Here is a 21442-nt window from a genome sequence, read left to right as displayed (position 1 = left end):
TTTTTATAGTTTCTCATTTGCAACGAGACTTTCTATTGCCATTAAGTTTCGTACAAGTATATCTATTGTCGCTTTCTGGTGCTGAAGCTGAGTTTGAAGAATAAGCAAAATTTTATTTTGAAATTTTTTATTCACTACAGCTTCAAGGGCTAAATCATCATCATTGTTTCTCAAAGCTGTCTGAGCTTTTTCGTTCCAGTATTTAGCTTCTTTCTGCGTTTTTTCAAAATCTTTCTGAATCCCTTCTTGATTAGCAACAGCGTTTGTTACAGTTTCTTCTATCTCGTGAATAGCCTCTGTTAAAAGCACTTTAGTGTCTTTTTTAGCTTTAGTTAGCTCTTGAAGTTTATGTGGTAGCAATAATAGTTCTTTAAGTTGCTGTAATTCATCATCAGCCCATAAATCAACATGTTCATGTTCAAAGCTGATCAATGTCCGTGAAACCTTACTAGTGTTAGGCTTACTGCGTAATACTTCATTCTGTGCTTCTGAAACCTTTTTCTCCCAAGATTTCAAGCTAGTTTTAATTGCGTCTACTTGTGGTTGTTGCTCTTCTACCAGTGTTTTTAGCCTACTAGCAATTGCTTGGTATCGTTCCTTTTGGAATTTTGCTTGACGAATTAAATCCTGATTACTTCCTTTTAAAGCAAGTTGATATTGTTGTTCCCATTTATCAGCTTCCGTTTGAGCTTTCGCATAATCTCGTTGAGCAATTTCTTGGGCTGCTCTGGAGTGGCTTGCTCCTTGGCGTAACTTTTGTAGCGCATCCTGTGATGATTGATTTTGGTCGTAAAGTCCCATAAGTTTATCTGAGTAGCCTTATTACCCAAAGCGTAGACTAATTAATACTGTTGCGTCCTCGTAAAAATTACTTAAGCCTTAACTTTTGCTTTTAATGCTACGTTAGAAAAGTCTCAACACAATATTTTATTAATTCCTAGCTAATTACTAGACAAAACTCTGCGATACTCCGCGTTTACTTTGCGTTCCTCTGCGTTTAAAAACATTACAAGTTGATCTGTCAAAACACGTAGTACTAATACTTTAACTCTAGCGATCGCTGACTGTCTCACACATTACTATATTCATAATGTCAAGTAATCCTGCGCTTTTATTAATCAGCAAATAGGTGAACTTGAAAAAGAAAGGCATACGCGATCGCTAAAAGCTTAACAAGCAAATTATTCCACAGAAATATCTATAATATTTTGTTGCGATCGCACTTTTCATAACATAATGATTTTGTGCAATTTCTGCAAACAGCTTTGCTAACCCATTACCAAATGATCGGAACTAATCCTGATGCGGTTATATTTTAATCACAGGTTAATAGTTCTACTTTCTCACCTTTACTTGCTAAAACTAGCGCAGTTGCAGCAATTTGTCTATCGTGCATTTCATTAATAGTAGATAAACTTATAGTTGTTTCAATTACATCTTTATCCAGTGGATAAATTATTATACGGGGATCAGCTTCAACTGCTAAAAGTAAATTCTTGGTAGAAGGAATAGATGTTTTCCCTCTCTCAACAATCCAAACAGCTTCGGCTAATGTTATAGCTGGTATAAATAACTGGGAATCAGGATTAGAAAGAACAGCATTGGCATTTGCACCTAATCGTGAATTCCCTTCAAGAAACCAGATGAGAGCATGAGTATCAATCACGTACTTTATAATTACCTATGACCAATCTAATCCGTCTTCGGTATCTCCATGAAATTCAGTGATTTGAAAATCTTTTTCTGTTGATTGTTTATTTACAGAAAACATACCAAACTGAATTCTCTGCTTTTGTGATTGAGACTTTTTTGGTTCTAAAAAAGTGACAATAACACGGCTTTCTGATACATGAGATGGTAATTCTGAGAGTTGTATCTTCCCATTTTTATATACTCCTTCAATAAATTGCAACATTAGTATTCACCAAATTTGTACTCATATAAATTATAAAGTTAATACCAAGAATATGTCGATTTGGTGAACAATATAAAAAATTAGCTAAAAATATAAAGTTCATTTCCGATAAAATCAGCACCTACCAAGATTTTCAGCCTGCTAGCTATTGCTTAGTAGCGTTCTTTTTAGAATTGTGCTTGAACAAAGAGAATCCAGAGAGTCACCAGTGTCTTTTACGCGACGCGAATGGCTTCAAGCTTCCGGATGTATCCGTATCCTGTTCTTGTTCAATCTCTATTGTAAAGTTCATAGCCAGTGAATGTATTGTAATAAAAGCGATTCCTGAATAAAACAAAAAATTTATATGACCTCAGTTTCTCCTCACAAAAAAGCCAGAGCCTTAAAATCTACCAGCCGCCGCCCTGCTAAAGAACTCTGTAGCGAGTGTGGACTATGTGATACATACTATATTCACTATGTCAAGGAAGCTTGTGCTTTTATTAATCAGCAAATAGGCGAACTTGAAGAAGAAACACACACGCGATCGCGCCATCTCGATAACCCTGATGAACTGTACTTTGGTGTTCACCAAGACATGATGGCGGCGCGGAAACAACAGCCTATTGAAGGCGCACAATGGACAGGTATTGTTAGCAGCATTGCCATTGAAATGCTCAATCGCGGCTTAGTTGAAGGTGTCGTCTGCGTGCAAAATACCAAAGAAGACCGCTTTCAACCCATGCCCGTCATTGCTCGTACCCCAGAAGAAATACTAGCAGCGCGGGTAAATAAACCAACTCTTTCCCCAAACCTTTCTGTATTGGAACAGATAGAAAAATCGGGGATGAAGCGGCTATTAGTAATTGGTGTTGGTTGTCAAATCCAGGCATTACGAGCCGTAGAAAAACAACTTGGTTTAGAAAAGCTGTATGTTTTGGGTACGCCCTGTGTAGATAATGTTAACCGCGCCGGACTGCAAAAATTCTTAGAAACCACCAGCCGATCGCCTGAGACAGTTGTGCATTACGAATTCATGCAAGACTTCCGGGTTCACTTTAAACATGAGGATGGCTCAACAGAAACAGTGCCTTTCTTTGGCTTGAAAACAAACCAACTCAAAGATGTCTTTGCCCCATCCTGTATGAGTTGCTTTGATTACGTCAACTCTCTAGCCGATTTAGTTGTTGGCTACATGGGCGCACCCTTCGGCTGGCAATGGATTGTAGTTAGAAATGATACTGGTAAAGAAATGCTGGATTTAGTGAAAGACCAATTAGATACTCAACCAGTAACGTCTAAAGGCAACCGGAAGGAAGCTGTACAGCAAAGTATTCCCGCTTACGATAAAGGCGTTACCCTCCCCATGTGGGCAGCAAAACTGATGGGTGTAGTGATCGAAAAAATCGGTCCCAAGGGTCTAGAATATGCGCGGTTTTCGATTGATTCTCACTTCACTCGGAATTATTTGTATGTGAAGCGAAATCATCCAGAGAAATTAGAAGCGCATGTTCCAGAGTTTGCCAAGCGGATTGTTGGGCAATATAAATTACCAGAATAAAAATTAGGCACGGGGCATTGGTTATTCTGACTTTTCACGGGAAGTCCTAAAATCCTCGTCAAGACAGGGGGTAGAGGATAGGGTGTAGAGAAAAGAAGAAAGTCTTACTACACATCACATCCTCGCTCCTTTTCCACATACGGTGAAAAGTTAGATTGGTTATTCTCCTTGTCCATTGCTCATCATAAGGAGAGGGATGTCTAACGACAAGCCGCTACGCGTCTACGCACAGGTGAGCGAGAAAAAATTTTGATAATTGGGCAACAATTTTCCGAAATTGGTAATCTAAGTTTAGTAGTTATTACCAGAACACTAATTTATAAATAACTTCTATAACTAGCCTTGGGGAAATATGACCCTACAAAAACCTGGTCTTCGTGACTGGGTTTTTTGGCATGTGTAAATTAACAGCAATCAGAAGCGAAACCCAACCTTAAGTTGATTGTGAGCGAATCATCCACACTAAAATACCTAAGACTTGCTCTACTGGAGGAATTAAGTACTCAGTTAAATCAATAGTAACAGTACTGTCCTCTAACTTGATGAATGTCCACAAGTTGCCACTAGTAACACTACCGTAGATAGTAGCAATAGGTTTTTCGTATTTGGCATTAAACCTTTGGGCGGCGATCATTTCTGCGATACACTGCCCCAAACCACCTTTAAGATTTTCCTTTTTGGCTTCCACAATCACCACTGCTGGAGCTTCAATAAATAACTGTTCTGGCGAAAGGCTAATTAAAAAGTCACAAAATCCCGCCAGTCCTGCTTCTGGCTCAATATTAAATTCTTCTCCAGAAAAAAAACTGATTTTTCTGTTGAGAATTTTTCGGACTTCAAACAAAATTGGGCTGATAATCAATTCTGATCTAGCTTTCTCAGAACCCATTGCAATTGCTAGCTGGATACTTTCTGCTAAAAATTCAGCCAGCAGAGGACTAGGTGAGATTGGTTCTATAGGAGGTAAAAATCGTCCACCTTCTACTAAGGTGAGATTAAAGTCTTGTTTTACTTTTCTTAAAGAAAACTCTTTATAGGACATCAAGTGTCTCCTAGTGACATCCCCTCTCTGCACTGCAAAGAGGGGTTAGGGGTGAGGTTACGCCGGATAAATCCGCAATCGCCGATTTGGTTCTTCGCCAAAACTATGCGACTTGAGGCGATAATGTTCTACCAACTCATGTTGCATTTTGCGGACTTGAGAAGAACGCGGCAATAATTCGACTGGCTGTCCTTTAGGAATCACAATTTGCTCAACAGCAAGTCTGGCTTCTTCAAGAGCATCCATCTCATCATCGCTACCATTGTGCAAAAACAGTTGCAATTCTAGGTCATCGGCCATCTCTGGGTCATCAATGTTCAGCAACCGTCGCAAGCCACGGGTAATTTGGGGAATGGTGCTGGACTTAATGACGTGGATGGGTACATGACGAGCTTTGGCCATTTGGCGTAATTTGGCGTGGTTTTTGACGTGCGATCGCAGTGCTAAAATTGCATCAGCACTATCTATATCTTTTGTCAATACCACGGGCAAAGTTAGCACGCTTATTACCTGTTCTAGTTGATGGCGACTAACACCATAAGGGTAAACGTGCAGTGGCAAATCTTCACCATTAGGCCCTGGCACTCTTGTAGCAGCATCCAAATCAATGCTTTCAGAATAATTGAAGGATTCATCCAGCAAACGATCAAATTCACTGCGTCCAGTTACCCGCTCTACAGGCAATTGCGGCAGTGCTACCATTTGTCCAGATGAACGCCAGCCATTAGACGGTCGTGCTGGTGCGAAAGATTCCTCCACTGTCGCTAACTGTCCACCGCGACCATTGACAACAGCTAACTGCCTTGTAACAGCGATTTTACCTTGGTCATCAACGGTTCTTGTTTGTGGAGTAGGCTGACGCCCCCGCAGCAGATTATCTACTGTGTCAGCAACACTTTCGTGTACTGTCCAGCGTTGGCGCTCCAACATTTCCACAGCAATTTCAAAGGTAGGAGGGGCTTTTCGCTCCAAAACAGTTTTTTGACTGCCTCGGCGTCTGGCTTCGTCGTCTCCCAGTGTCACAGCTTGGATACCCCCAACTAAATCAGCCAGGGTGGGGTTTTTAATCAGATTTTCGATTTGATTCCCGTGAGCAGTACCTACCAACTGTACACCCCGTTCTGCAATGGTACGAGCCGCTAAAGCTTCCAGTTCTGTACCAATTTCATCAATGACGATGACTTCTGGCATGTGGTTTTCCACTGCCTCAATCATCACCTGATGCTGTTGATCTGGATGAGCCACTTGCATCCGCCGAGCGCGACCAATGGCGGGGTGAGCAACATCGCCATCCCCAGCTATTTCGTTGGAGGTGTCAATAATCACCACTCGCTTTTGCAGATCATCTGCCAAAACACGGGCAATTTCCCGTAAAGCAGTAGTTTTGCCCACGCCTGGACGCCCCAGCATGAGAATCGATTTACCAGTTTCTACCAAATCGCGGATCATGCCAATGGTTCCGAATACCGCTCGACCAACGCGACAGGTCAAGCCAATAATCTTACCCGTGCGGTTGCGGATGGCGCTGATCCGATGCAAAGTTTGCTCAATTCCTGCTCGATTATCTCCGCCAAAGATTCCAACTCGTTGAATACAATCATCTATCTGTTCTTGAGTAACGGGTACTTCGCTCAGATACTCAGCTTGATTAGGAAACCGAGCTTCTGGGCGACGGCCCAAATCCAAGACCACTTCTACTAAACTATCTCGTTTGGGATGACTCTCTAGTACTTGTTGCAGGTCTTGGGGCAAAATGTCTAATAACTTTTGGAGATCGTCTGTAATCGTCATGCTTTCTATGGTGACGTTTTTAGAGATAGCGAGGACATTTGCGTGCAGGAGAACCCGCTTTGGGTAATTTCCCGAAACGAGCAATTAATGCTCCTGCTGTGACTTGATCTGGGAAACGAGAGAATGGGCAAGTTTTACAGCTTGCCAAAGTAATACGTCATTTTCTTCGAGGCGAAGATTCGCTTGCACATTGGTGTTATTTACCTCCTTATTCTCTAACTGTTCGAGAATTGGTGACAGCAGTACGCGGGCGTAGCTACCGTAGGCGACCCCGGCGATGGAGGAGGGGGGGAACAGGGGCACAGGGGCAAAGGAGAAAAGTTCTTCTCTCTCCCCTGCTCCCCTGCTCCCCTGCTCCCCTGCTTTCTTCAGTATTCCCATCGCCTTTAACTTAGCAACGGTATAGCTATTTGTGCCGCCTGCTAACTGCACATATCCCGGTAACTTAGCTGCCAAAACTTTTTGCCCTAATTTCACCGCAGCTATTGTGGTGCCATCGCCAATATCACCACTCATCGCCCGGCCGTCGGTTTGCCAAATTAAGGCACTCTTGAGTGGGGCAATCATGTCATATACTGCTCTTAGGTAGTCAATCATCCCCTCGCCATCGGGACAGCTGATAGCTAGTAGCTTTAATTGATCGGCCCACGGTGAAATTGCCTGCCATAATTGCTCAAATTCTGTCAACCGCCCAACTTTTGTATGGATTTCTACGGCATCTACTCCCGTTGACATTACCAATGGCGCGATCGCTTGCGGCGTTGACATATATGAACTTGTATCAATTATACTATATGGACAAACTGGTATACAACGACCGCAGCCATAGCACTTTTCTGATATTACTCCTGAAAAGTTTTCTTTTACAACATTGTTAAACACGATTGCTTGTGCCGGACAAATCTGTTCACAGGGTCTAGGGCAGTCTGTAGGACACTCAGTAGGATTAAATTCTGCTTTCCGAAAATGGGGGTCTTCTCCATCGTTCAGGCTTACCATCAAAAAGGGTGAGTTACCTTTGTAGCTAAAGCCTCGCTTTTGAGCATCCGTAGCCAGAGATTTGGCTACAAGTAGCCCTGCTTGCGCTGCTGCAATCACTGCTGGATCAGCTGCAACATCTATGCAGTCAGCGCCCGCCAAAGTATAGGCTAACGTTAAACTTCTGACTGCCGGTAAATGCTGGAAGCTGGCTCCGCAGATCAGCTTGAACCAGTCACCTTGTTTGAGAGATTGTAAAGGGGCGAACAGATCAGTCACTATTCTATTATGCGTTTATACGACTAAAAATAGTAGTCTGCGATCAAGAAAAAGTCCGGATTTCTTGATTCGGGGTATTGGGCATTGAAAAGAGGCAGAGGGGCGGGGGGCAGGGGGCAGAGGGGAAAATTCTTCTCCCTTGTTTCTTCCCCAATCAGCACTCTTGAGGGGCACTTGTACGTAGGTTAAAAGCTAACAATTACAGATAATGCAGGAGCTAAAACAGCTACAGGAACAACAAAAGTTAATTGGAGCGATCGCTCTTGATATTCGCAAGTCCTTGAAGTTTCAAGATGTCCTCGCTACGAGTGTCAAAGAAGTCCGCCAGTTACTCAAGGCTGATCGCGTGCTGGTGTATCAATTTACTCATAAAATGCATGGTAAAGTCATAGCTGAGTCAGTTTTACCCCAATGGAGAGCAACATTAGGATTTGAAATTGAAAATACCGATTTTCAGCAAAGCCAAGGGGAAGAATACTACCAAGAAAAAATCTGGACAGCGACGAACATCTACAAAGCGGGTTTAAGCGATCGCCATATTCAATTTTTAGAACAGTTTCAAGTCAAGGCGAATTTAGTTGTCCCCATTTTGTTAGAGAACCAAGGGACTCCAGCAGTTGTATGGGGATTATTCATCGTGCATCAATGTTCTACCCCCCGCCAATGGCAGACATTTGAGATAGAATTTCTCAACCAACTGACGGTGCAACTAGCGATCGCTATCCAACAAGCCCAACTTCACGATAACTTGCAAACCCTCAAGGCTGAGTTAGAAACCAAAGTGGAGGAACGCACTATTGCACTACAGGAAAGCGATCGCCGATTCAGAGCAATCTTCAATAACACCTTCCAATTCACAGGATTGCTAACGCCAGATGGTATTTTATTAGAGGCGAATCAGACTGCGCTCAGTTTTGGCGGACTGAAGCTTGAAGATGTAATTAATCGCCCTTTTTGGGAAGCACACTGGTGGACGATTTCACCTCAAATTCAAGAAGAATTAAAACAAGCGATCGCTCGTGCAGCTCAAGGGGAGTTTGTCCGGTATGAAGTTGATGTTCTCGGCGCAAATAACCGAGTAGCAACAATCGATTTTTCACTACGTCCGTTGCAAAACGAAACGGGCCAAGTAGTTTTGTTGATTCCAGAAGGACGAGATATTACCAACCTCAAGCGCAGTGAAGAAATATTGCGTCAAAGTGAAGAACGTTGGCAATTAGCGATCACAGGTACTGATGAAGGAATTTGGGATTGGGACATATGTACTAATCAAACCTTCCGGTCTGAGCGTTGGTTCACAATTTTGGGATATGAACCCAACGAACTTAGCGATCACGATAATGAGTGGAGTACTCGCATTCATCCTGATGATTATACCAGAGTCATAGCTGCACAAAAAGCTTATTTGCTTGGGCAAGTTGCCGATCATAACGTTGAATATCGTCTGCGGTGCAAGGATGGCAGTTATCGCTGGGTGCGATCGCGGGCCAAAGCAATCTGGAATGAACAAGGAAATCCAGTTCGATTGGTCGGTTCGCTTGGGGACATTAGCGAACGCAAACAAGCTGAGGAAAAACTTCGAGAAAGTGAAGAGAGATTACAATTAGCACTAGAAGCTTCTGGCGATGGTTTATGGGATTGGAATATTCTCACTGGAGAGGTATATTACAGCCCCCGCTATTTAGAAATGCTTGGATACAGTTTCGATGAACTTCCACAGAATTTTAGTACCTGTAAGCGTTTAGTTCATCCAGACGATCTACCTTGGGTTGAGAAAATCTTGGCAGATCACTTAAAGGATAATTCAGTACCCTACAAATTTGACAATCGACTCCGAACTAAGTCGGGCGAATACAAATGGATTGCCAACTACGGCAAAGTTGTAATGCGAGATAGACAAGGTAATCCTTTGCGGATGACTGGTATTCATCGGGATATCAGCGATATCTACGATGAGCTTCGCTTACGCAAAGAAACCGAAGCAGCCTTAGCCAGAAGTGAAGAACAATTGAGACTAACGTTAGAATTTAACCACATCGGTATCTGGGATTGGAATATTAAAACAAATGAAGTTATCTGGAACGACAACCATTTTCGTTTGTTAGGTTTAGAGCCAGAATTAACAGCCTACTATCAGCTATGGCGCGATCGTGTTCATCTAGAGGATGTTGACCGAATTGAACAAGCTGTATTAAATTCCCTAGCACAACATACTAATTTTCAAGGTGAATATCGAGTAATTTATCCCAATGGCAGGGTTCACTGGCTGATTGGGAAAGGGCGCGGCATTTATAACGAAGCAGGAGAACCTGTTCGGATGTTAGGGGTAATTATTGATATTAGCGATCGCAAAGAAGCAGAAGCAGCTCTGCAAGAAAGTGAAGCTCGGTTCCAGGCATTTATGAACAATAGCCCCGTGCTAGCTTGGATCACTGATCCGGACGGGCGTGTACTTTACTTAAACCAGACATACTTGCATACATTTAAATTACTACCCGAACAGGTAATTGGACAATCCATTTTTGACCTTTATCCAGATGAAATTGCTCGGCAGCATTTTGATCGCATTCAGAACGTTATACAGACAAATCAGGTAATTGAGGCGATCGAAGTTACTTCCCGACCAGATGGCACCCTTGGAGAGTTCTTAGTATATAAGTTCCCGATTCTGGGATTGTCTGCACAAAAGCTAGTGGGTAGAGTAGCGATCGACATCACAGAACAGAAGATTTTAGAGCAAGAACTGGCTCACAAGCAGAAGTTATTGGATACTTTCATTAATAATGCACCTGTTGGTATAACCATTCTGGATCGGCAACTGCGTTACTCATTGATTAATGAAGCATTAGCAGAAATTAATGGCATTTCCGCAGCCGCGCATATTGGCAAAACTCTGTGGGAGATTATCCCTGATTTGGCACCAAGGCTCGAACCGATCTTTCAAAATGTTTTAACCACAGGTGAAGCGATTCTGGATTTTGAGATCAGTGGCGAAACTCCAAAAATGCCCGGTGTAATCAGGACTTGGCTAGCTTCCTACTTTCCGATTCAGTCTGAAGCCGATGAACCCATTAGTATGGGCATTGTTGTAGTTGAAATCAGCGATCGCAAACGTGCTGAACAAATGTTAGAACTGCAAGCAGTGATTACCCGCAATATGGCAGAGGGAATTTGCCTAGTTCGTGCCAGAGATGGCGTATTTGTCTACGCTAATCCTAAATTTGAGCAGATGTTTGGCTATGAATCTGGTGAATTAATTGGTCAGCATGTATCGATTATCAACTACGGTGATGAACATAATACACCTGAAGATGTGAATCAGGCAATTAAAACTGCTGTCTTGCAACACGGTGAGGCAAACTATGAAGTTTATAATCTTAAAAAAGATGGCACTCCATTCTGGTGTAGGGCGAATGCTTCCATTTTTGAGCATCCTGAGTATGGAAGTGTCATTGTGGCTATTCAACAAGATATCACTGAGCATAAGCAAACGCAGGAAAAAATTAAAGCCTCTTTGAGAGAAAAAGAGGTATTACTTAAAGAAATTCACCATCGCGTTAAAAACAATTTAGGAATTGTCAGCAGTTTGCTGCAAATGCAGTGCAGACGTACAGAAGATCCTTTGGTGACAGCAATTTTGCGCGATAGCCAAAACCGCATTGCCTCCATTGCCTTAGTTCATGAAAAGTTATACCGCTCTGAAGACCTCGCTGATATTGATTTCGCGCAATACATCCCAGATTTAACAACTCATTTATTTGATTCCTATAACGTCAGTTCTAGCCAGATTCAACTAAAGATTCAAGTTGATAATGCTAGCCTTGACATCGAAACCGCCATTCCCTGTGGCTTAATTATCAATGAACTAGTTTCCAATGCTTTGAAATACGCCTTTGTTGGTAATCGTAAAGGGGAAATTGAGGTTAAGTTTTATCAAGAATCCGAGTCTACTTTGGCACTCATTATTCGAGATAATGGTATTGGTCTACCTGAAAATTTTGATACCAAGAAAGCTAAAACACTTGGCATAACCCTTGTGCAGGGCTTAGTCAAGCAACTAAGGGGAAAGCTCAGAATTGACTCTCACCAGGGAACACAGTTCAAAATTACTTTTACAAACAGCCGTGCATGAACACAATTGACATCCCATCAAACATACGTACAAAGGAGACAGTTAGAATCCTTGTTGTTGAAGATGAATATATTCTTGCGATCAATTTGCAAGAAAGTTTAGAGTCTTTGGGATACATTGTTTTAGATATAGCAGATTCCGCAGAAGGGGCAATTGTAAAAGCAACCGAATTACGCCCGAACCTGATTTTAATGGATATCAGATTACGGGGTGAAATGGACGGTATACAGGCGGCAGAGCAAATCTGGCATAATTTGCAAATTCCTGCTATCTATGTTACGGGGCATTCTGATAAAAGCACTGTAGAGCGGGCAACGCTGACATCCCCCTTTGGATATATTCTTAAACCAATTAAGGAGCAAGAACTCTACGTTGCCATTCAAACAGCACTAAATCGTTATGAGCGTGAGCAATTTTTGAGTTCTATCCTTCGAGGCATGGGGGACGGGGTGATCGTAGTCGATCTTCAGTTAAGCATCAAGTATTTAAATCAGGTCGCTGAAGCATTGACAGGATGGCGATGGGATGAAGCCAAAGGACGAATGTTAACTGAGGTGTTCAAGCTTGTTGATGAACAAACTCAGATCCCCACCCAAAATCCAGTTATCACAGCCCTGCAACAAGAAACTACTATCTATCTAGGCAGTCACATCTTACTAGTTGCTAGAGACGGGAAAAGTATACCAGTAGCTGATAGTGCTACTCCTCTGAGAAATAATAATGGTGTAATTACAGGAGCCGTACTAGTTTTTCGGGATGACACGCAACGAAGGCTAACTGAAGAACGCAATCTCGCAACTGAACGTGCCCAACAACTAGAACTTCAAGTGGCAGAACTCCAACGGCTGAACCAGTTGAAAGAGGATTTTCTTGCAACCACTTCTCATGAAATGCGAACGCCTTTGTCAAACATCAAAATGACCATTTCCGTGCTAGAAAATATTCTTGATCGGCAGGGTATCTTAAATTCAAACGCACTAGACTCATCTGAATCTGTAGCCCGCTACTTAACTATCTTGCGTGAACAGTGCGAACAAGAACTAGATTTAGTAGACAATTTACTGTATATGCGAATGATTGATGCAGATGTCTATCCGTTAGAATTAACTTCAATTCAACTCCAAACCTGGCTGCCTCACCTTGCCGAGTATTTTGAGGAACGGGCCAGAGCTAGGCAACAGACTTTGCAAGTTAGCATTTCTCCAAATTTACCACCTTTAGTTACAGACTTGGCTAGCTTGACCGAAATTGTCTCAGAATTACTCAACAATGCTTGTAAATTTACTCCGCCTGATGAACAGATTATGGTGAATGTTCAAGTAATCAGTACCACAAAAAGTCTAATAAATAAAGATGCTGAATCTGATGGATTAGATAATATTCAATCCTACTTGCAAATCACAATTAGCAATTCTGGGGTGATAATCCCTAAAAAAGAACAATCTCGAATCTTTGAGCCATTTTACCGGATTCCTCAAAGCGATCGCTGGCAACATGTCGGTATAGGATTAGGTTTAGCATTAGTGAAGAAGTTAGTAGAATACATCCAAGGCACAATTGAAGTTAACAGTTCTCAAGGCTGGACAACGTTCACAGTTCAACTGCCGTTAACCCTGCGACTTTTATAGGCAGGGGGGCAGGGCGAGAACCACATACATAAATGTAGGGCTACTGAACTAAGGGCGCATTATTTCACGCGAACAGTGCGTCGACGCTCGATAGCGTAGCGTTAGCGACGTAGGAGCGTCTGACTCGCTCTAAGCGAAGCTATGCCGCAGGCTTTACGCTGCGCTATCGAAATAAATATTTAACCAAAGAGCATAAATAAATTTATTTGCTCTGAAACCCTCTATTGCTGGAGAATTCTAGAATCTTTCTCCCTTCCCCCTTCGCCGCTTCCTCTTCTATTGCATCAATAGCATTATTCAACAAAGATAATTTTCACAACTCAAATAAGATTGCTATATTAGTCAATTAGGAAGTTTGCGAACTTGCTCGCCTGTTTACAGCAGTATATTATCTAGCCGAGCGTCAAAAATAAAATTTTTATGGGTGTTATTTGATAGTTACCATTGAGGTGATACAGCAAGTAATTTAATAACCAATTGTTGTTCTATGGGTTTAGAAAACAGATATCCTTGAGCAAAGTTACAGTTTAAACTTCTCAATTGGGCTAGCTGTTCTTGGGTTTCGACACCTTCAGCGATCGCACTCATTCCCATTGAGTTAGCAATGCCAATCATTGCTGGTACTAATCCCATGTTCTCTTTATTTTCCTGCATACGTTTAACGAAAGATTTATCAATTTTGAGTGCATTAAAAGGAAAGCTGTGTAAGTAACTCAAAGAAGAATATCCTGTACCAAAATCATCCATAATCAACTTGATTTGGCGTTGCTTTAGTTGTTTAAGAATTATTTCAATTGCATTAGTATTTTCCATGATTACACTTTCTGTAATTTCTAATTCTAGGTATGCGGGATTTATTTTATTTTCATAAATTATTCGGTCAATTTGTTCTACTAAATTAGGCTGTAAAAATAACCGTGCGCTCAAATTGATACTCATAGTTAGAGGTTCTGGTGTCACTGGATAATGTTGCCAGATGCTCAGTTGATGACAAGCTGACTGTAATACCCAAGTATTAATAGCATTAATCAAACCTGTTTCTTCTGCCACAGGAATAAATTCTATAGGAGAAACCAGACCGCGAATCGGATGTTGCCAACGTACCAAAGCTTCAAATCCAGAAATTCTGCCTGTAACCAGGGAAATAATTGGCTGATAATAAACGAGAAATTCTTGTCTTTCAACAGCCCTTCGCAGATCATTTTCTAACTCTAAAAGCTGAATAGCTTCTTGATGCATCGTTGGATTGAAAACGTGATATTTGGCTCTTCCTTGAGCCTTGGCTCGATACATTGCTGTATCAGCATCTCGTAGCAAATACTCTGGGCGATCATAATCTTTATTACCCCAGCTAATCCCAATACTGGCATTCATAAATACTTCATATCTGGACAGCTTAAAAGCGAGTGATAGCTGTTGCAGAATTTGTTCGGCAACTTGAATTGCCACATTGATATCTGTGATATTTTCTAGGAGAATTCCAAACTCGTCACCGCCCAATCGTGCTAAAGTATGACTAGGTATCAGACATGCTTGGAGGCGGTAAGCGATCGCTATTAGCAATTCATCTCCCACCAGATGTCCAAGGGAATCATTGATCACTTTGAAGCGATCGCAGTCCAAAAAAAGGAGTGCAAACTGATAACTAGATTCTTCCTTGGCTCGATTTAAAGCATTTTTTAGTCGCCTAATAAACAAAATTCGGTTTGGTAATCCAGTTAGGGAATCATGCAGCGCTATGTCTAGCAGTTGACTTTGCAATTTTTGGCGGGAATTGATTTCTTCTTGGAGTTTTTGGAGAGTTTTTTCTAGCTCCCCAGTGCGCTGTTTTACCCGATCTTCCAATTCAACATTTAGCTTCAATATTTCTAATCGCGCTGACCTCAATGCCAGTTGATTTTGCACGCGCACTAAAACTTCTTGGAACTCAAAAGGTTTGGTGATGTAGTCTACACCACCAACCTTAAAGGCTTTCACTTTGTCAAAAACATCATCTAAAGCACTAATAAAAATCACTGGAATATCGGCTGTTAGCTCCCAACCTTTTAAGGTCTGACAAATTTCATAGCCATCTACTTCTGGCATCATAATATCAAGTAGAATCAAATCCGGTAATACTGTTTGAGTTGCTGTCAGTGCCATTTGCCAATTCAAGGCTTTACGAACGCTATACCCTTCCCTGGTCAATATGGAGGATAAAACCCGGAGATTATCCGCCATATCGTCAACGATCAAAATATCTTTTTTATTAGGGTCTAAATGCTCGTAATTCATTCTACGTTTGTTTTAGTCAATTCCATGATTTTCTCAAACTGGTAGTTATTCGCTAAATCCCTAAGAACTTTAAAAACTTGACTATTATCTGATGGAATTTGCTTAAGTAACTCTAAAATCAATTCATCGCTACAGCTAGCTGCGGCATAGTAAATCTGTTGGAGCCACTCAGGTGACATTTGTGATAAACGGCTCAGGAGTTCGGTAACACTGATAAATATCTGTGTAGGTTGATCGGCAACTGTTGTGTTTGTGGTTTCTACTTGGTTGGTATACTTTACACCCAAATGTTGGCTCAGTTTTTCCAATAATACTTCTTGGATGAATGGCTTGCGAATAAAATCATCACAGCCAATAGATAAAATTTTCTGGCGTTCTTCTTCAAAGGCGCTAGCAGTTAGGGCAATAACGATCGTGTGTGTATTGGAGTAACTCTGCTTTGCCTCAGATAAGTTAGAAGGAGGAGCCAAGGCTGTTGGCGATCGCTTTGTGGATGCATCATTTGCATCATTTTCCATGACACCAGTTGCTTCTAGGGTGGGGGACGCGACGCCTAGCTGGCTTTTTAATAAGGGTACCTTGAGAACTTCGGACTCGCCGGAATCGGGGAATTCTCCCGCAAGGTACTGGCTCCCCGATGACAGCATCTGTTCCGAGTTTGGGAACCTTCGTAACGCATTGGCTACCCCATACCCTATTTGTTTAGTTTGTTTAGCTTTAATTATTTTTGTTGCTTCGTAACCGTCCATAATCGGCATTCGCATATCCATGAAAATTACGTGTGGTTGCCAAGACTCCCAATTAGCAATTGCTTCACTACCATCTGTAGCTTCTCTGACTTCAAATCCAACAGATGTAAGAATTTTAACTAGCAACAATCGGCTTTCCTTGGAGTCGTCAACTACTAAGATGCGGTATGCTTTCTCAGGCGGTGCTAAAGCTAAAATTTGGTATCTAATTTGATTTGTCGAGATTTCTCTGGGGCAAGCTAGAGCAATCTGAATATTAAAGGCGAATCTACTACCGACACCCGGAATACTGTTGACAGTAATATCTCCTCCCATCAGTTGCACATATTTCCGGCTAATCGCTAAACCCAGTCCCGTCCCTTGTTGGGATTTTCTGCCGATTTCGGTTTGCTCAAAAGCTTCAAACAACAAGTCAATTTCTTGTGGGGTAATACCGCAGCCAGTGTCTTGTACCTCGAAGAAGAGATGAGGGGGATGAGGAGGATATTGCTCCCGCATCTCCCCCTGCTCACCGCTCTCCCAACCAGCCCCTAGTCTCACCCTTAGTGTCACCCTCCCAGTATTAGTAAATTTAATGGCATTTCCCAAGAGGTTAAGCAAGACTTGACACAGTTTATTTTCGTCCGTTTCTATGTATTTAGGAATGTTTTGTGCATATTCAAACACCAATTCTAAATTTTTAGATGCAGCACTTGCGTGTTGCATCTTTTCTAACTTCTTCAATACATGAATTAAGTCAAAGCTGTTGCTATTTAATGTAATTCTGCCAGCTTCGATTTTAGACATTTCTAGAATGTCGTTAATTAAATTAAGTAGATGTTCGCCAGATCGATTAATAATTGCTAAATTTTCTTGATGTTCGCCAGATAGGGAATAATCTCGGCTCATAACTTGGCTAAAACCGAGAATGGCATTGAGTGGGGTACGCAGTTCGTGGCTCATGTTAGCAAGGAATTCGCTTTTGGCTCGGTTGGCGGCGGTGCTTCGCGCCGCTTCACGAATGGCTGCTTGTTGTTCTTGTGCGGCAATTTTTTGCGATTGAATTAGTTCTTGTTGGGTGATTTGCAGTTGCTCGATCGCTTGCTGGAACTCTTCAGTCCGTTTTTTTACTTGAGCCTCTAAGGTGCGATTGTATTCTGCTAATAAGTTTTCTGCTTGTTTGCGTTGGGTAATATCAAAAAATGTAGCGATCGCAAAAGCAAGATTTCCTGATTCATCATAAATTGGCTTTCCCAAAACTTCAATGGGAATACTTTTGTCAGAATGGCGAATTTCCATATCATCAATCCTGGCGCTTTCCCCAAGCAATGCTCTCAATATCGGCAGGCGATCGCTGGGGTAAAGTTGATCTGTCCCAGCAAGATAAGCTTGATATACTTCTGACAATTGCTCGCTGCTAACTTCTGCGATCGCTCCTTGACCAAGAATTTGCTGCCCTATTGTATTTGTGTAATAAGGTTCACCTTCAGCATCTATGATAAATACACCTATTGGCATAGCTTCTAAAAATTGAGTTAGCCGACTCTGACTGTGAGATAGCGCCTCATTTAAGACTTGCATCTGAGCATTCTTTGCTTCTAAAGTATTGAATGAGACTTGGAGTTGCTTTGCCATAGTTTCAAATGACTTGGCTAGTTCTCCCAGTTCATCGAAACGCTGAATTTCTGGTATTTCCTCCCATTCACCTTTAGCAATTTTCTTTGCTGATGTGTTTAATTCTAAAATCGGCTTAATTACCCAGCGACTAGTCAAAATTCCAATTCTTGTAGCGACTAAAAAAGCAACTATGCAGAGCAAAATAGTGATATGGGTGTTAGCGTTAATTTGCTCCATGAATTCGCCTTCGGGAATCACCGCTACAATTAGCCAATCTAAACCCAGTTGATCCCTCCAGCTTTTTACCTGCACAAAATAACGCATTCCATCGGCGGTAAAACTTAGCTGTTGCTTCTCTCCAACAAACTTAAGACTGCCAAAACGTTTGATCAAAAACTGTGTTGTGAGTCTAATTAAAGAATTTTGGCTATTTAATGCTGATAGACGTTTTCCCTTACCATTCATGATGGTATATGGTGGTTCGCTAGTAGAAGAAGCCACTATTAACCCAGAACGCTCTAAAATAAAAGTTTTACCCGAATCATTAATCTTTAAATTGGCTAAAAATTTGCCGATTTGTGATAATAGCAAATCAACACTAATCACCCCAACAAATTTGCGATTTTTATCATAAACAGGATAGCTGGAAGATATGGATATAATTTCTGGTTTATCTTCCCATTGATAAATTTGACTCCAAACTCGTTTACCTAACTTGACTGGATCTGTATACCAAGCTTCTAGGCGAGGATCGTAGTTTTTAACTTCCTGTAAATGGCGGCGATTTCCTTGGTTGTCTGTAGGATAAACATAAAGTTTGCCGAGGCCATGCTTTTCGCTAACTTCATTAATTAAGAGCTTGCCATTATTTAAACGTTCAACACCGATAAATTCACCTTTAGCATTGGCAAAGCTGTTATAGCCAACATTGAAAACATGCATTTGTTTCCAAAAGTAATTACCGATGGTTTGAAAATCCGAAAGATTGAGCAAACCTAGCTCAATCGCATCTAAGTTGATTTGATTAATTTGCTTCGGGGTTGTTAAATAGCTATCAAGATGCTGTTCAATGCGATCGCAGATTTCATTTTCTAATTGATTAGCAAGCTCCGTTACCGCTTTTTGGCCGTTTTGATACGAAAGGTAGCCCACAAGTCCCACCGCGCCACAAATTTGCAATATAAAGGGCACAATCAGAACATACCTCAAGGGCATATTGGCATAAACTTTGCCAACTAAGCGATTAATAGATTTGATCGGCTGAAGTTTGGATAACATTGTTGTTTAATTCTTCCCCAGCATAGATTAGGGGTATTTTTGCCATATCAGCTACATTTAATATCAGGATAATTACGGCATATTATGCATTTACTATGACATTTATTTAAAATAATGAGTATCAAATAATACAAAAAAATATTTTTTACTTTTTGCATTGGCTAAATTCCTTTAAGGTCTAATTTTCAGACTTAGCGACGCCCATAGTGAGTTTTGGCTACAACAGCGTTTGAACTTCATAGCACTTCGTAGACATAGCACCTGAATGTACTCAGTTTTATCAGATTTTCTCGGATGAAATAAAATTTAACCGATAAGCTACAGTATGCCATTCTAAAATTCAGGTCGTCATTAGTACCTAATCCTAAATTTAATTTTTAATTGCTGATATCTTGATTTTCCGGTCTTAAAACCGTTGAATTTGTACAAAAATTAAGTACAGCAATTTTAAAATTTTCATATAAATGCAGAGTCAAAATAAATAAATCTAAAAAAATTTACTTAATATTTTTTATTTTAAATAAATGTTAATTTTATTGTATAAATATGTCAACCTCATCGCCGATTTGTAAAATTTTTCCGGCTGAGGATGGGGGTAATTGGGTATTGACACTCAATCTGTAAAAGTGATTAAAAGGCGATGAAGCAACCCAATTTGGTAGAGTTACTTGTCGCTGGGTTACAAAGATTTTTTGAAAGTTTGGGTAAGCTTTCCCTAAGTAAGAATCGCGTGTTGGGACTATACAACGCTGACATGGATTAACCCCAAAAAAATCTACATCTCCTACTCGAAAGGAGACTAAATTACCTTGTTCACTAAATAGCTGATCTTCCCAAAATGCTGGTACACCATCAATCTCGATGTTGGCACGCATTCGACGGCGTATTTCATCTACACTTAAACCGGGAAACCAAGAAGCTACTTCTGCCAATGTTGCTGTACTAATTACCGTTGGGCCAGGTGAGTGCGTATCGTCAGGAAAACCCATCAGAGAATTTTGCCTTAATGTGACAGCAAACTCAAAAAAATTACTCATAGTTGCTTCTAATGCTGGCCGTTCCTCATCAAGATGGAAAATTTGTTGTAAGTTGCCGCCTGGGATGTGCAACGAGATAGTTCTATTTGAGAGTGCAAATCGCGCTCTTATTAAATTGATTTTAGCATGACGTTTGCCATTAACAAATCTATCCTGTTCGTCAAAAATGGCAAACTCGCGGTCATGCTGTAGTGCGCCACTGGCAAGAACTCTCGCGTTCTCAACTTCAACACCATCCAGTGACTTAACTGGATACAGTAAAATATTAGCTAAGTAAGGCATCATAGCATTGAGAGGCAGAGAGCAGGGGCTAGGGGAAGAATTTCTAACTTTTGATTAATGACTAATGACTCCTCTGGTTTTCCAGAGTAAGCACTCTTGTTACTTGTTCAACCAGGGGAACGTCAATAATATTGTTAATTAGGATATATCGGCGATTTATCTATTCCTCCAATATGATTTAGAGGCCAGAACCGAACTACAGCCCGTCCAATAATATTCTCGCGGGGGACAACACCCCAGCAACGACCATCGTAACTATTGTTACGATTATCACCTAGTACTAAATATGAACCGATTGGTATAGTCTGGGGTTTCGCCAAAAAAGGTGGCTGTGGCCCTGATTGGCAAACATCAATAACTGTAGTTTGACCAGAACTAAGGTAATTGCTTTCTGGGAGGGGTTTATTATTGATATAGACTTTGCCATCCTTAAGTTGTACTTTTTCTCCAGGTAAGCCAATTACACGTTTAATAAAAGCATCTTGGTATTGTTCTTTTTGTAGCTCTTTTGTTGGCGAAAATACTACAATATCTCCCCGTTGCGGGTCAGCAAATTTATACTTCAACTTATCGACAATGATTTTATCTGCTTCCCACTGGTTTGGCGTACCATGCAGAGTCGGTTCCATCGATCCAGAAGGAATCCAGCGTGCTTCAGCAACAAAGGTACGAATTCCCAGAGCTAGAACAATGCTCAATACAATTGTTCTACCTAGCTCTGCGATCCAAGAATTATCGGGTTGTTGACTAGAGTTGTTATCAGACACTTTATTTTGCATGAAATTACTTAAACTGAAGGAAAGATGTAGGTAATTAACTCGCTTAGTGACACTTTATCTGTTAATGTTAACGGGGAAATTTTAATTTCCTAGTCATGCTCCCATCTTAAGTACCAATTTTAGATTGGGGATTTTAGATTTT

The 21442-nt window shown here is 41.2% G+C and carries 13 protein-coding genes; 3 read left to right on the top strand and 10 right to left on the bottom strand.

The annotated features are described in order from the left end of the window. Window positions 1-3: 3 nt before the first annotated feature. The 3 genes from RMY00_RS11215 to RMY00_RS11205 form a co-directional block, all read right to left on the bottom strand. Window positions 4-801: a PspA/IM30 family protein gene (locus RMY00_RS11215; protein WP_322647605.1), complete on the bottom strand. Its 798-nt coding sequence runs from the start codon at window positions 799-801 to the stop codon at window positions 4-6. 514 nt (window positions 802-1315) lie between these two features. Further along, window positions 1316-1675 carry a type II toxin-antitoxin system VapC family toxin gene (locus RMY00_RS11210; protein ID WP_322647632.1) on the bottom strand — a complete coding sequence of 120 codons (360 nt, stop codon included), beginning with the start codon at window positions 1673-1675 and terminating at the stop codon, window positions 1316-1318. Between the two features lie 6 nt (window positions 1676-1681). After that, window positions 1682-1915: a hypothetical protein gene (locus RMY00_RS11205; RefSeq protein WP_322647604.1), complete on the bottom strand. Its 234-nt coding sequence runs from the start codon at window positions 1913-1915 to the stop codon at window positions 1682-1684. Window positions 1916-2261: 346 nt separating this feature from the next. Here RMY00_RS11205 and RMY00_RS11200 point away from each other — a divergent pair, with 346 nt between their 5' ends. Beyond that, window positions 2262-3455, top strand: coding sequence for a Coenzyme F420 hydrogenase/dehydrogenase, beta subunit C-terminal domain (locus RMY00_RS11200; RefSeq protein WP_322647603.1), 1194 nt, complete (start codon window positions 2262-2264; stop codon window positions 3453-3455). A gap of 433 nt (window positions 3456-3888) precedes the next feature. Here RMY00_RS11200 and RMY00_RS11195 read toward each other — a convergent pair whose 3' ends face one another. From RMY00_RS11195 to ldpA, 3 genes are all read right to left on the bottom strand, one after another. Next, window positions 3889-4497, bottom strand: coding sequence for a hypothetical protein (locus RMY00_RS11195; RefSeq protein ID WP_322647602.1), 609 nt, complete (start codon window positions 4495-4497; stop codon window positions 3889-3891). Window positions 4498-4554: 57 nt separating this feature from the next. Then, on the bottom strand, window positions 4555-6288 hold the full coding sequence (locus tag RMY00_RS11190; RefSeq protein ID WP_322647601.1) for a R3H domain-containing nucleic acid-binding protein: 1734 nt from the start codon (window positions 6286-6288) through the stop codon (window positions 4555-4557). Window positions 6289-6372: 84 nt separating this feature from the next. Continuing rightward, complete coding sequence (gene ldpA / locus RMY00_RS11185) at window positions 6373-7545, bottom strand: circadian clock protein LdpA (RefSeq protein ID WP_322647600.1); 1173 nt, start codon at window positions 7543-7545, stop codon at window positions 6373-6375. A gap of 208 nt (window positions 7546-7753) precedes the next feature. Between ldpA and RMY00_RS11180 the strand changes: the two genes are divergently transcribed. Both RMY00_RS11180 and RMY00_RS11175 read left to right on the top strand, forming a co-directional pair. Next, window positions 7754-11677 (top strand): PAS domain S-box protein, encoded by a 3924-nt coding sequence (locus RMY00_RS11180; protein ID WP_322647599.1) that lies wholly within the window; start codon window positions 7754-7756, stop codon window positions 11675-11677. Continuing rightward, complete coding sequence (locus RMY00_RS11175) at window positions 11674-13305, top strand: ATP-binding protein (protein WP_322647598.1); 1632 nt, start codon at window positions 11674-11676, stop codon at window positions 13303-13305. Before RMY00_RS11180 ends, RMY00_RS11175 begins: the two co-directional genes overlap by 4 nt. Window positions 13306-13743: 438 nt before the next feature. Here the strand turns inward: RMY00_RS11175 and RMY00_RS11170 are convergent, their stop codons facing one another. From RMY00_RS11170 to lepB, 4 genes are all read right to left on the bottom strand, one after another. Then, the gene (locus RMY00_RS11170) at window positions 13744-15579 is read right to left on the bottom strand and encodes an EAL domain-containing protein (RefSeq protein ID WP_322647597.1); all 1836 of its coding nucleotides are present in this window, start codon (window positions 15577-15579) and stop codon (window positions 13744-13746) included. Further along, window positions 15576-19202 (bottom strand): ATP-binding protein, encoded by a 3627-nt coding sequence (locus RMY00_RS11165; protein ID WP_322647596.1) that lies wholly within the window; start codon window positions 19200-19202, stop codon window positions 15576-15578. The genes RMY00_RS11170 and RMY00_RS11165 overlap by 4 nt, the downstream gene beginning before the upstream one ends. Window positions 19203-19735: 533 nt before the next feature. After that, window positions 19736-20521, bottom strand: a complete 786-nt coding sequence (locus tag RMY00_RS11160) for an MOSC domain-containing protein (protein ID WP_322647631.1) — start codon at window positions 20519-20521, stop codon at window positions 19736-19738. Window positions 20522-20655: 134 nt separating this feature from the next. Further along, on the bottom strand, window positions 20656-21300 hold the full coding sequence (lepB, locus tag RMY00_RS11155; RefSeq protein WP_322647595.1) for a signal peptidase I: 645 nt from the start codon (window positions 21298-21300) through the stop codon (window positions 20656-20658). Window positions 21301-21442 lie beyond the last annotated feature (142 nt).

Source organism: Nostoc sp. ChiVER01 (assembly GCF_034531155.1).
GTDB lineage: Bacteria > Cyanobacteriota > Cyanobacteriia > Cyanobacteriales > Nostocaceae > Nostoc.
The sequence above is the reverse complement of the archived record's forward strand: the minus strand, read 5'-3'. Positions and strand labels throughout refer to the sequence as shown.

Coding starts and splice junctions, on each gene's coding strand:
- RMY00_RS11205 (WP_322647604.1), bottom strand. CDS start 1,915: ATGTTGCAATTTATTGAAGGAGTATATAAAAATGGGAAGATACAACTC.
- RMY00_RS11175 (WP_322647598.1), top strand. CDS start 11,674: ATGAACACAATTGACATCCCATCAAACATACGTACAAAGGAGACAGTT.
- RMY00_RS11195 (WP_322647602.1), bottom strand. CDS start 4,497: ATGTCCTATAAAGAGTTTTCTTTAAGAAAAGTAAAACAAGACTTTAAT.
- RMY00_RS11165 (WP_322647596.1), bottom strand. CDS start 19,202: ATGTTATCCAAACTTCAGCCGATCAAATCTATTAATCGCTTAGTTGGC.
- RMY00_RS11180 (WP_322647599.1), top strand. CDS start 7,754: ATGCAGGAGCTAAAACAGCTACAGGAACAACAAAAGTTAATTGGAGCG.
- RMY00_RS11160 (WP_322647631.1), bottom strand. CDS start 20,521: ATGCCTTACTTAGCTAATATTTTACTGTATCCAGTTAAGTCACTGGAT.
- RMY00_RS11215 (WP_322647605.1), bottom strand. CDS start 801: ATGGGACTTTACGACCAAAATCAATCATCACAGGATGCGCTACAAAAG.
- RMY00_RS11170 (WP_322647597.1), bottom strand. CDS start 15,579: ATGAATTACGAGCATTTAGACCCTAATAAAAAAGATATTTTGATCGTT.
- RMY00_RS11190 (WP_322647601.1), bottom strand. CDS start 6,288: ATGACGATTACAGACGATCTCCAAAAGTTATTAGACATTTTGCCCCAA.
- lepB (WP_322647595.1), bottom strand. CDS start 21,300: ATGCAAAATAAAGTGTCTGATAACAACTCTAGTCAACAACCCGATAAT.
- RMY00_RS11200 (WP_322647603.1), top strand. CDS start 2,262: ATGACCTCAGTTTCTCCTCACAAAAAAGCCAGAGCCTTAAAATCTACC.